The 12,884-nt window shown below is 46.7% G+C and carries 7 protein-coding genes; 1 reads left to right on the forward strand and 6 read right to left on the reverse strand.

From position 1 onward, the window contains the following. Positions 1-27: 27 nt before the first annotated feature. Positions 28-1,533 carry an extracellular solute-binding protein gene (locus tag CHI14_RS04585; protein ID WP_095287239.1) on the forward strand — a complete coding sequence of 502 codons (1,506 nt, stop codon included), beginning with the start codon at positions 28-30 and terminating at the stop codon, positions 1,531-1,533. Between the two features lie 101 nt (positions 1,534-1,634). Here the strand turns inward: CHI14_RS04585 and CHI14_RS04590 are convergent, their stop codons facing one another. The 6 genes from CHI14_RS04590 to CHI14_RS04615 all read right to left on the reverse strand — a co-directional run bounded on the left by CHI14_RS04590 (position 1,635) and on the right by CHI14_RS04615 (position 12,878). Further along, positions 1,635-3,908, reverse strand: a complete 2,274-nt coding sequence (locus CHI14_RS04590; RefSeq protein ID WP_095287240.1) for a helix-turn-helix domain-containing protein — start codon at positions 3,906-3,908, stop codon at positions 1,635-1,637. 112 nt (positions 3,909-4,020) lie between these two features. Continuing rightward, positions 4,021-6,018, reverse strand: coding sequence for a glutaminase family protein (locus tag CHI14_RS04595; protein WP_095287241.1), 1,998 nt, complete (start codon positions 6,016-6,018; stop codon positions 4,021-4,023). Positions 6,019-6,188: 170 nt separating this feature from the next. Further along, positions 6,189-7,841, reverse strand: coding sequence for an extracellular solute-binding protein (locus CHI14_RS04600; protein WP_095287242.1), 1,653 nt, complete (start codon positions 7,839-7,841; stop codon positions 6,189-6,191). A gap of 68 nt (positions 7,842-7,909) precedes the next feature. Further along, positions 7,910-8,806 carry a carbohydrate ABC transporter permease gene (locus CHI14_RS04605; RefSeq protein WP_095287243.1) on the reverse strand — a complete coding sequence of 299 codons (897 nt, stop codon included), beginning with the start codon at positions 8,804-8,806 and terminating at the stop codon, positions 7,910-7,912. 12 nt (positions 8,807-8,818) lie between these two features. After that, complete coding sequence (locus CHI14_RS04610; protein ID WP_095287244.1) at positions 8,819-9,745, reverse strand: ABC transporter permease; 927 nt, start codon at positions 9,743-9,745, stop codon at positions 8,819-8,821. A 37-nt stretch (positions 9,746-9,782) separates the two neighbouring features. After that, the gene (locus tag CHI14_RS04615) at positions 9,783-12,878 is read right to left on the reverse strand and encodes an alpha-mannosidase (protein ID WP_095287245.1); all 3,096 of its coding nucleotides are present in this window, start codon (positions 12,876-12,878) and stop codon (positions 9,783-9,785) included. Positions 12,879-12,884: the final 6 nt, after the last annotated feature.

Genomic DNA, 12,884 nt, shown 5'->3' on the forward strand with positions numbered 1-12,884 from the left:
TGAAATCACGATTAGGGGGATTTTAATATGAAGAAATCATATCGGAAGTCGTTGATTCGCACTGGAGCTCTCATCGCTTCATTAAGCTTAATGATAACAGCATGTGCCAGTAACAATTCCAACGAGGCTACAGGTACGGGCGGTGCACAAGGCACTCTCTCCTTGACCATGATGCTGCCAACATACAGTGCCGAACAGATGAATGCGAGCAGCTCCATTTTGACTTTGCTTGAGGAGAAAACGAACACGGATCTAACCGTGTCCTGGGTCCCTTCCTCTTCCTACACGGATAAATTAAGTGCTACCGTTGCCTCCGGCGAGCTGCCCAAAACGTTCGTTGCTTTGGAGCCAAAAGCTTCTTTTATCATCAATGCTGCCCGGTCAGGCATGTTCTGGGAATTGGGACCTTATCTCGACAGTTATCCAAATCTGAGCAAGATGTCTGATGTTGTATTAAGCAACTCATCCATTGACAACAAAATCTATGGCCTGTATCGCGAACGGGATATTGCCCGTTTCGGTCTGATGATTCGACAGGATTGGCTGAACAATCTGGGTTTGGAAGCTCCGAAAAATGTGGATGAACTTTATGACGTTTTGAAAGCGTTTGCCACAAAAGATCCGGATCAAAACGGCAGACAGGATACCGTCGGTCTTGCGGTAGGGATGCAGGGAAATAATATCGCTGGATTCAAAGACATCTTGGTCTATCTGGGAGGCCCAAATGAATGGGAACTGAAAGACGGACAGTTAATCCCGGCTCACATGACCCCTGCGTATATGGATACCTTGAAGTTTTACAAGAAACTATATGATGAGAAGCTTATCAATCAGGATTTTGCGCTCGTTCAGGACGGTCGATCGGTGATGTATAAAGGTAAGGCAGGATTGTGGATTGACAACATGGTCGATGGAAAAAATATTGAAGAAAATATCAAGAAGGTCGCTCCCGATGCCAAAATCGATCTGATTAACCGGATCTCTGGCCCGAACGGAGACGCCACGCGGGCAGGCACAGGTTATTTGGGAATGTACATGATTCCGAAAACGAGTGTCAAAACGGAAGATGAATTGAAGCAAATTCTTGCTTACTTCGATAAGGTATCGGAGAAGGACATGCAAAACCTTTTGAAATATGGCGTTGAAGGTAAGCAATACACCGTTGAAAATGGAGAATACAAGCAAAACCCGGATCCCAAGTTGCGGTCAGAAATGACGGATAGCAACCAGTTTATGATATTGCAGGATCAGGTGGAGAACTTCGGTACCGAACTGGAGAAGCTCAGCACAGAATTATTCAAAGACAACGCCAATTTTGCCATTCAGAATCCAGCCTCTCCTTATATCTCTAATACCGCCATTGAGCTCGGCAATGAACTCAATAAAATCATACAGGATGCCACAGTCAAATACATTATGGGTACCGCCAGCGAAGAGGATTGGAATCAGGCGGTAGATAAGTGGCTGCAAGGTGGCGGAAGCAAGATCATTGAAGAGATTAATGCAGATTACGCCAAATCTGCGAATAAGTAATATCGGATATCATCTCATCAATTCATAAATAGCCCCCAGGACGATGATTTTTATCTCATGACCTAGGGGCTAATTTTGTCTAAGAGAAGTATGGCAGCAAGTCATTGTTCTTCCCTGTACTTTCCGGGAGTCGTTCCTGCAATTTTTCGGAAGGAGCGAATAAAATTGGCCGAGTTATTGTACTGCAGACGCTCTGCAATTTCAGCAATTCTCATATCCGTCTCCTTAAGCCATTTCTTGGCCATATCCATCCGGTACATTGTCAGGTACTCTCCGAAGTTTACCCCCGTCTCCTGTCGAAATACCCGGCTCACATAATGAGGGTGATAATTGATTCGAGCTGAGCAACTTTCCAAGGTTAACTCCGAATCGAATTCCCGTTGAATCATGTCGACAATGGCTTCCGATATATGTTTAAACTGCGTTTCACGGCGATGCTCCAGTTCCTTGGCGTATGGCACAACAAATAATGTCCAAAACCAGGACTTCATCTCCGTAACGTTCCGCAGCTTAAATAATGTATCAATTAAAGCGGACTCATCTCCCTCAATGCCTTCCATTGGAATAGAAAGCTCATGACCGAATTTGAGAAAATTAACCAGCAGCCTCAAGAGTGATAAATGATAGTGCTGAAATGGTGTTCGAGCAGGAAACAGTTCCTCCATAAAATGCTCCAATTCGATCTCGGATTGGGCCAGATCTCCTGCTCGTATGGCATCGAACAGCGCCTGCTCTCGGTTATGTGGAAACCTGCCCGGATCATTTTTCTGAGGCTGCACGTCCTCTATAAACAGAATCGACTCTTGCCCAAGTCCCACACTAAATTTCAGTGATGTCATAGCTTCATGCAGTGCATTCCTTGCCTGGTCAAAAAAGTGAAATGGGCGGCTGATTCCGATACTAACCCGGATCCCGAGATATTTGGCAATTGCCTTCTGGACGTCCACAGATAACATGAACAACTCTTCCTTAAGCTCTGCACCCTCGTTGGATGAGCCGATCAGGGTAACTTGGTAATCAGTAGTCACCACCGGTACCAACCTGTTATCACTTGGTATCAGTTCACCGACCATATTACTAATTGCAAACAATAATAAGTCCCGATTCCTCTCTTCATAGCGGGTCCCTATAAGGGTATCCATCTGGATCGCCAGCAGGCTCATGGACGACCATGTCTGATGAACGCCATACAGTCCCAATTTCTCTTCGAAATCGGTATGACCAATCTCACCCTTCAACAATTTATGCATGAAAAACTCTTTCAGTTGTGATTGTTGACCCTGGAGCTCGTTCATAACAACAGAATGATTGCGGATCAGATCATTTACCCGTTCTCCAATAACTTGCAGTTCTCCCGCAGCTTGCTCCCTACCTGCTTGCGGGGAGGCTACAGCTGCAAGGGTTGAATAGATGGATCGAATCGGGCTGTACATTCTCTTCGAACCAAACCACGCCAGAATTAGAGTAATTAACAATATCAAAAAGCAAACGAGTAAGGTAATCCAGCCAATGATCTGATTCTGTTGGTTCACTTGTTCGTTAGAGGCTACCGAAACATACACCCATCCATTGTAGGAAGATTTACGATAGGTGACGGTTACCGTCTCCCCCTCATGCTTGGATATGTACTGCCCGGTGGTGGATTCGGTTTCTTGAAGCTGTTGAAGATAGGACTCCCCCGACATGTTGCTTCCTGGTGACGCACCTTCATCACTTCGATGAATAAGCTTTAAATCGCGATCCAATATGAAAGCGTTTGCCATTTTCCCGTTTTGAACGGATAACGTTCTCCTTATCACGTCAGGAGATAGCGCTACACTAATCAGGCCTTTGGGATTCGCAGCGTTAAAGGGATATTTTTTGACGAAATAGACAGACTCCGACGAATCCGGCAGATTATCCTGCCCTCTGCTCCAGAAAGATCCGGTCTGTTCACGAGAAAACATTTCGAGTTGTGACTTGAATTCAGGGGTGCTGTATTCATTCACACCGGTACTTGTGACCAGCCATTTCTTGTTCAAACTGTACAAATAGATCTCCTTAATCCCCAGCTCGTACGTTTGAATCGTAGCAATACCTTTATACAGCTCATGAACCATTTCGAAATCCTCATTTGTAATCGGCTTGCTGAATGCCTGTCTAACGATCGGAGACTGCAAGAACTGCGTCGCCGAGTTATCTACGGTTCTCAGCATTTGCTCTACACCCATCTGCGTTTGCTGCAGCAGCAATTTATTGCCTTCATTCACCTTTTCCTGGACGGTCAAGGAGGAATTATAGTAGGAAAAGGTACCAAGAACAATTACCGGGAGAGTTCCTATGACAATAGAGAATAACAATAGCTTCCACAAAAAAGAAAGGGAACGTAATTTCATAATGCCTCCTCGGGGATTCCGGTTCATTACATTATTACATTAGTTCCCAGATGAGGATACGTCAATCCTTTTTAACTTTACCTTGAGAGAGCGTAGGTCTGTGAAAATGGAATTATATTAACAGATAAATAAAAAATCCCCCAACAACGGATCGATTCTGAAAGTTCAGCTGTTTACCGGTTAGGGTATCGTACCAGTCGGTTACTGGCACACGACTTGTTGTCTCATTCATGAATTGCCAAATTGGCAAAATCATTTGTTCAAACTGTTCTTGTGTTTCGCTCATGGAGGCACACCATACAAGCCAATCGGATTTGGTATACGTATCCCGGCTATCCAGAGGCGTTCCATATCGATTTTGTTGACGTGCATAATAATTGAGTTCTTTCACAGCAATTTCTTTTGGGAACAGATTGAAGCCTAACAGACGATCCCACACCAAATTGTACTTCATGCTCCATGATTCGTTGGAGCTGTCAAACGTCAGCTTATAGTGATCATCGGCATCCGCCATGGACACCCACTCCTTTGCCATCTTTGCAGCCGCTTTGCGGTATACGGCTCCTTCTTTCTGCATCTCGAGCAGATCACACATATATGCGTAGGCAGCAATGCCCAATATCGCTTTGATGGAAAGATTGGCGTTATGTGCTAGATGGCCTGCGAAGTCATCGGTGCACAGCTGATTGTCCGGATCCAGACCATGCTGCAGCAGATAAGACGCCCATTTCGTCAGAAGCTCCCAATGCTCACGGGCAAATTCAGCATGCTTCTCATATTTGCTAACCGCCGCCGCCATTAAAAGCATGTTGCCACATTCTTCGATCGGCATCTGGTACTCCAACTTGTTCTCCCCGTATACTTGCCCGTTCGCTTTGGGGTAAGTCCCGACGTCATGGGGCGCAAAATCAAACGACCACTCACTGCTCTTGGCATATTTATAGATGGGACGCATCATGCCTTTGACCAATTCAGGATTATATTTCAGAAACAGCGGAATCGACGGGTAGCTTACATCCACCGTGGCAATGCAGCCATTGCTGAAGTTTTCCTTGGAGAAAAATAAGACTTCGCCCGCTTCATTAACAACCAGCTTATGCGCAGCAATGGCTTGACGATAAGTGAGCGCCAGAATGTCTCGATAAGAAGCGCCGCCTGCCTCCTGACTTTCCTGCAGGAGTTCACGATTAAAGCTGTCGCATCTCTTCCTAATCTCTTCATACTGTTGTGCTGCCATAATTAGCATGTCATGAAAGGTCATTCCATCTTTTCTCCAATAGGCGTTCAATGGCTGATGAAAATATTCAATCGAGTGAATGTCATCATATGCTAACATCAGATAACCGGAAACCGTTTCTTCATGGACGAGACCCATATCCATCTCGGTTGCCATGACAGGCATATTATCAGATACTGTCCTTGGCTTATGGTCATCCTCCTCTACTTTCAATTCCCCAGTTCGAGCATATTGTTCACGACCTGATACCGAGTGAACAACCGATTGGCTTTGGGGGGACAGGGGGACCGCCAGATACATATATCCCCAGTCTATCCTTGTATCATCGCCAGCAAGCTTCAAAATGGGCTGTTCAACCGTTCCCATAGTCAATGCATGCAATTGTTGGTTGATTACAGAAGAAGACCAGGTCACTTGCTGCTCTGGTGTGTTCACACACCATTCTCCTGTTACGTCAAAATAAATCTTCAATTGGTGTTCTAGGCCATCGATCGCACGAGCAAGAAATGTAACATACGTCACGGGTCTGGATAAGACCTCAAGATCATCCAGTAGTAGCGGCGTGGTAAATTCAACCCGAAGCTCAATGCCTTCTCCTTCAAACGTGTAACGAGTTGTCACAGGTTCGACTGTCAGATTCGTCTGTACAAGTGGGGCATTTTCCTCTACATCTGCAGAACGATCGAGTGAATCCATTTTCCCCATAAATCTTCTGACTTTCCCATCGATCACTGCCATGCCTACCATGCCTTGAGTTTTGTTGGTCCAGTGCCGAGTGTGTTCTTCATAGAGATGATCGGCTGTTGACCATACGCTAAAATACGGGTCGACCGTTACAAGCGGCACCGCTGGCGGCCTGAAACCTGTTGTCATGACGCTACAGCTCCTTCATATGATTTATTGTCTTTTCTGAATATTAAAATGTATACGCACTTTAAACTTCTACAGGTCGTTGCTCTACTCATCCATAAGGGCTTCGTTTGCCTTCCTGACAAGGGATTACAAAGCCCATGGATTCTCTCATGATTTACGCGTTAGGAAAATCAGTTCGGCATCTGGACGGTCACCACGTCTTTTCCTTTCAGATTTTCATTGGTAAACTGCATCGCTTGATCGTATCCGGTGTTCCTCAGCTGATCCCTCAATTCGTTAATAATGCTCAAGGCAGCTTCATCCGATTTTGCAAAAACAGCTTCCTTCCAGGCATCTCCCATCCGGTCCATGGAAGGCTTCAACATTTCCCATTCAGGTGCGTTCGTGATGACATCCCCCGGATTATAAGCGGTAATAACCTGAATACCGTTTGGACGAAGTATTTTACGAGCATGCTCCATGGCATCCAGTCTGTCCTGATCTGCCCAGATATCTCCGCCGGCATATGAGTTGATGCGATCAAGTCCGGTTAGCGATTCCAAACCAATGCCAATACCTACACTCTTGCGAACTTTACCGGATTGATCCGCTGCGAATTTTTCAAACCATTCCTGATTGGCTGCAGGTTTGCCATCCTTCATATCCCAGTGAACGCCTTGCACCCCATATCTGGCCAGCATAAAGCCTTCGTCAGAAGCCATGTAGTCCAGAAACTTAAGTGCTGCATCCACACATGCACCTTGGCAGCTTTTGGTGATAACCGTTACGTTGTTGCCCTGAATGCCAAGGTCCACGGGGCGACTCGGATCCACATCAGCACGCTCTAATGGACCAACCGGAATGTAATCGCTTCCGGGATGAGAGGTGACATATTCCTTCGAAGCATCCAGGATGGCCGGATAATGTGCGGCGAGGATGGCAATACGTCCTTGATTAATCTTTTCTTTGGCGATGGGATCTGTTTGGGTAAATACATCCGGATCGAGCAGCCCTTCTGCCAACAGTTTACGATAGAACAGCATGTATTCTTCATAACCTGGAGTGAAGAAGCTGTGCTCTAACGAACCATCGCCTTTGTCTACGTAACTTGCTCCAGAATAGAACATCGTATTGCCAATACCTACTGCCCAACCGTTACTGAATCCGCCCAGTGGAAATACGGGCTGCCCGTTTTCCTGCAGGTTGGCGTCTTTTATTTTTTTGAGAAATGCATAAAAATCCTCTTTCGTTACCACCGATTGCGGATCCACACCTACCTTTTCGGCAATGTCTTTGCGTACATAGAACCCGTAGAGCCAATCAATACCGTCTTCGTTTGTAGCGGGCTGATTCTGCAGAAGCAGATACTTTTTGCCGTCATATGCATTGATCGCTTTTTCATATAATGCTGGCGGCACGTTTTCTTCCGCGATCGACTTGGCCAGGTTGGGATAATTGTCCAACTTATCGGATATGTCGACTAACTGACCTTCTTTGGCGGCTTTGATGATCCCATCAAGCTCTCCTCCCCAAGCCGGTCCGGTATATATATCAGGCAAATCCTGTGTGGCAAAGATCTGATTCACCTTCTCGGTCTCACTGCCTTTGGTATATTCCCATTCCAGGGTCACTCCGGTCTTTTCCTTAATGACTTCCTCTATAGGGGTGATTCCATTATCCGATCCGCCCGAACCATTCCAATTATGCAATATTTTTAGCGTGTTTCCGCCACCCTCTCCATCGCCTTCCCCGTTCCCTGATGAATTCATACAACCACTCAGCAAACTTCCAGTCATAATGGATACGAGTAATACGGACATGCCTTTCGACCAAATCCTATTCACACCAATCGCCTCCTGGATATGGATATCAATGAATCAAGGTTAAGCCTGATAGATTAGAACCGATATGATTAACCTTTCACCGAGCCGATCATGACTCCTTTGACAAAATAGCGTTGAAGAAACGGATAAATACACAAGATTGGAAAAACCGTAATAACAAGCAGGGCCATGCGCATGGATTCCGGTGTTGCTCCTGCCCCTCCGACTCCACCTACCGTCTGGCCACCTTGCTGCGCTGCCCGCTGCATGGAATTGGATAATGCTTCTGCTTCCGTCAGCATTTCTTGCAGCAAGGTCTGCACCGGGATCAGATTTTTGTTGGATACGTAGTAGGCACCAGAGAACCAGTCATTCCAATGAGCTACTCCGATAAATAGCGAAATGGTTGCGAGCACAGGCCCTGAAAGAGGCAGGATGATTCTCAAAAAGATCTGGAAATCTCCATAGCCGTCAATACGGGCAGACTCCTCCAATTCCTCCGGTATGCCTTGCAGAAACGTACGAATAATGATGATGTGCATGAAATTGAATAACAGAGGCAAAACGTACACCCAAAAGGTATTGATCAGATGCAGTTTTTGAAGTGTAATGAAGAACGGAATGAAACCCGCACTGAAAATCGTGGGCAAAAAGATGTAAAAGGTAAAAAAGGAACGGCCAGGCAATGTTTTTTTGGAAAGTGCATAAGCCATCAGGGTACACAATATCACATGCAGGAACGTACCCAGCACGGTGCGCATGAGGGTAATTTGGTATGCCTTCCAGATGCGTGCATTATCAAATACCTCGGCATAGTTCTCCAAAGTGAATTTTCGGGGTAAAAAATAAATTGCCCCCTGCATCGAGTCCTTACCTTCATTTAATGAGTAGGCCAAAATATAAATAAACGGGTAGATCATGGAGAAACCGACCAACGCAAGAAAAGTATAGTTGAACACTGAGAATACAGACCATTTTCGTTCCATATCGTCACCTCCTTAGAACAGGGATACATCACTGACTTTGCGGGCAATGCGATTGACGGTCAGTACCAGAATAAGTCCTATAATGCTTTGGAATAACCCAACAGCTGCGGCATAACTGAGGCGCCCTTCGCGAATCCCGGAGTTGATGGCATGAACATCCAGTACGCTCCCCATGCTCGCGGTAGCAGGTCCATTCAGAAGAAGCAGCTGTTCGTATCCTGCACTCATCAAGCTGCCTACGGCAAGAATGAACAAGAGGATCGCCACACTGCGAATGCCGGGAAGGGTCACATGCCACATCTGCCTGAAACGTCCAGCACCATCAATCTTGGCAGCCTCATAGAGCTGCTGATCGATCCCTGCGATGGCAGCCATGAAGATAATGGAGTTCCAGCCGATGTTCTTCCAGATGTCCGATCCAACAATCAGTTGATAGAACCAGGTTGGATTGTTCAGAAACTGGATTGATTCTGCCCCCATCGTTCCCATTAAATCATTGACTGGTCCGCCATAGGGTGTCAGCAGCCTCTGCATCAGCGTGACCACTACGATCCAGGATACGAAATAAGGCAAGTAGGATAACGTCTGAACCGTCTTCTTAAACCGGATCATGCGGACTTCATTTAACAGGAGTGCAAGAATAATGGGCATCGGAAAACCGATCAGCAGTTTCATAAGACTGATGAGGATCGTATTGCGGATGATGTCACCGGATTGATAGTAGTTGAAGAACTGTTCAAAATACTTAAAACCCGCCCATGGGCTTCCGGTAAACCCACCCATAAAGTTGTAGTCCCGGAAGGCAACCTGGATTCCGTACAATGGGACATAACAGAAAAGAAAAAACCAGACAATACCTGGCAGCATGAACAAATAAAAAAGTTTATGCTGCCAGATTCGCTTCATCAATTGATTGTTGGTTGCTCTTGACTTGATCACATTCCCACCTCTCCTTTCTCAAAATGAAGGACATACGCTACCTTTGCTGTACCTGCAACAACTTCAAACGCAAAGTAATGATTTCAAATGGCGTAAATGATAGCGATATTTGGGATGGATCTGTCATCGGAAGTGGCGATATGATGTTCTCCATCAGATCAGCTTCCCAAGCCTCAGCGGTTTCGAATCCAAGGTGAATGACCGTTTGAGCATGTGTTCCTGAAGTTTCATACAGCCGAACGATGATCTCGTCACCATCTTCAGCCTTTTTGATGGACTCAACCATGACATGTGTATGGTCGGGTTGCAGAAATGATTTTGTGAAAGGCAGATTTCCATCCTGTTTATCGCCTACCGTGGGTAACGCCACTACACGCAAAGGGACGTTCAGCTCATTGCCTCTTCGATAGATCTCGGCTTGAACGTGATTCCCTTGATGTGGATATAACGAGTAAGTAAATTCGTGTTCAGCACGATCTGCATCCGGATCAGGATACGAGCTGCTGCGCAGCAGGTTCAGGTCAAGCACGTTATCATAGGCTCTGTGACCATACTTGCAATCATTGAGTAATGCCACACCGTAATCGGGCTCAGATATATCTATCCACTGATGTGCGCAGACCTCATCCTTCGCAAAATCCCACATGGTATTGCGATGGGTCGGTCTGGACAGACTGCCGAACTGGATCTCACAATGCACCTGATCTGTGCGAACATGCACCGGGAAAGACGTACGCAGCATCTTGGCGTTTTCTCGCCAATCCACCTTGGTTACAAAATCGATTCTCCGGCTGCCCTGAGTAAGAATAACGCTCTGAGTCAACTCGGATTCGCCATAGTTGTATTGGAAGATCAGTCCAATCCTAGGCCCTTCGCGAAGTTCACGAATTTCATGCAATGTTAGCGGCACAGCGGCCTTCTCTGAATAATCATGGCTGAAATCCCATGCATCTCCTTCATCATGATACACACGGAGTTTATTTCCCTGATGTCCCTGTGGAATGACTTCTCGTGCTTCTGCTTTATCCAGGATAGAGAGAATGGCACCATTCGGATCAAATTTCACGAAGAAGGAGTTGCTTTCGATGAAGCGTTCTTCCACATTTACATGTAACTCTGAATCCAGTACCTCTGGTTCCTGTTCAATGCAGGCTCCGGACTCATCTATGCTGCTCTGATTAGAATATTCAGGTACAACCGTGTATCCCATGGAGGGAACCTGAACCTTCTTCCACCGGCCTTGAATATGAATCCATTCCTGTCGCTCCCAAGGTAATGAATTAAACACCACTGCAGATGCGGATGGTGACTTCTCGCTTGGTGCCATCTGATCTGCCAAACGGCTGTAGGTATCTGCAATCATGTTCTCTGTTTGGATGAACAGCTCTTCATACCTGATTAGCGATTCATCGTATACCCGCTTGATCGATGATCCCGGAAGGATATCATGAAATTGGTACAACAAGACTTCCTTCCAGATGGTTTCAAGTAGATCAGAGGGATAAGAGTGACCTAACTGGGCTGCTGCCAGAACGGATGCAAATTCCAATTCACGCAGCGCTTTCTCCATTTTCCGGTTATACCGCTTGCTTCGCGCCTGACTCGTCAAGGTACCCTGATGCTTTTCCAGATACAGCTCCCCGCGCCACGTCTGCAATTTCTCTCGTTCTTCATTGAGCTTTTCAAAAAATGTCCATGAAGGCTCCTGTATAACGGGAGACAAGCCGAGCAGGTTCTTGGTCCGTTCGAGCCGTTCCAGATGCTCTTCACCCGGTCCTCCTCCCCCATCCCCTATCCCGAAGAGCATCAGCGCGTGTCCAGATACATTTTTGTCCAGATATTCCTGCTCAGCCTTGGCAATGGAACGTGGTGCTGCCGGGCTGTTGTACGTATCCTCGGGAGGCATATGCGTTAATACCGCTGAGCCATCAATTCCTTCCCACATAAATGAATGATGGGGATGCCGATTGTACTCACTCCAGGAAAGTTTCTGGGTCATCATATAATCGACTCCGGATTTCTTCAATAATTGGGGCAAGCTTGCCGAGTAACCAAATACGTCAGGCATCCAAAGTGATTTCATCTCCAACCCGAACTCTTGTTGAAAATAACGTTTGCCATACAGTATCTGCCGTACAAGGGATTCTCCGCCCGGCACATTCGTATCCGACTCCACCCACATGGCTCCCTGCGGCTCCCATCTTCCTTCCCGTACTCGTTCCTTGATCTGCTCATATAACTTGGGATAATGCTGCTTCATCCAATCGTACAGCTGGGGCTGACTCGCTCCAAAAACATAGTCCGGATAACGTTCCATCATGCGAAGCACGGTCGAGAACGTTCTAGCCCCTTTACGGATCGTTTCACGGATCGGCCATAACCAGGCCAAATCGATATGCGCATGACCTACAGCACTAAGGGATAAGACCGGGTCTCCCCCTTGAAGACTGAGCTGTTCATGCGTTTGTCTCTTCGCCAGTCGAATACACTCTTCCGAGAATTCGGTTAGCTGCAAGGAGACGTCATAGAGTGTCTGGTAGATCCTTTCCTTGCGCGCTGTTCCCGCTGGGAGATGTTCCGCCGTCTCCAGCAGAACCTCGGTGTCGTAGTACAAACTGCGAATGTCTTCTCGGCAGACTGCGATAACAGCCTCTCTCAGAGAACCGCCCTGATACTTGCCAAACAAATCGTTATTGCCCGCTTCTGCCCATACTTCGATTTCATCTCCTCTGATACATGCCTCACGGAGCTGAACGACTCGCTTGCCAGGCAAGCCCAAGGAGAAGTCAAATTCGGAGTTAATCGTCGTCAACCCCTGAACAGGCGTTCCTTCGTGGTCAACCAGGCATAGTTCGCCACTGACGTCCAACAAGAGAACGATGCTCTCATGACTGCTGACTTTAAGGGCTGGAGTTTTACCTGTGAAACGGAACCAGGCACAGTCCCACAGCTCTCCCCAGCGTTCTCCTGGATGGAGCGTAACTTCCGTTCCCGACATCCGGGATTCATAGGATACGGGCTCTGGCGTAACCCACGCCTTTACTTCCAGCTCGGTAATCGGCTTATATATGGCTTCTCGAAGTTTGTTTAACATCTGTTTTAATCGTTCCGGCCTGATCGGTTCGTATGGCATGTTCGT

The sequence above is a fragment of the Paenibacillus sp. 7516 genome, assembly GCF_002272715.1.
Lineage (GTDB): Bacteria > Bacillota > Bacilli > Paenibacillales > Paenibacillaceae > Paenibacillus > Paenibacillus illinoisensis_A.

Coding starts and splice junctions, on each gene's coding strand:
- CHI14_RS04585 (WP_095287239.1), top strand. CDS start 28: ATGAAGAAATCATATCGGAAGTCGTTGATTCGCACTGGAGCTCTCATC.
- CHI14_RS04605 (WP_095287243.1), bottom strand. CDS start 8,806: ATGGAACGAAAATGGTCTGTATTCTCAGTGTTCAACTATACTTTTCTT.
- CHI14_RS04590 (WP_095287240.1), bottom strand. CDS start 3,908: ATGAAATTACGTTCCCTTTCTTTTTTGTGGAAGCTATTGTTATTCTCT.
- CHI14_RS04615 (WP_095287245.1), bottom strand. CDS start 12,878: ATGCCATACGAACCGATCAGGCCGGAACGATTAAAACAGATGTTAAAC.
- CHI14_RS04595 (WP_095287241.1), bottom strand. CDS start 6,018: ATGACAACAGGTTTCAGGCCGCCAGCGGTGCCGCTTGTAACGGTCGAC.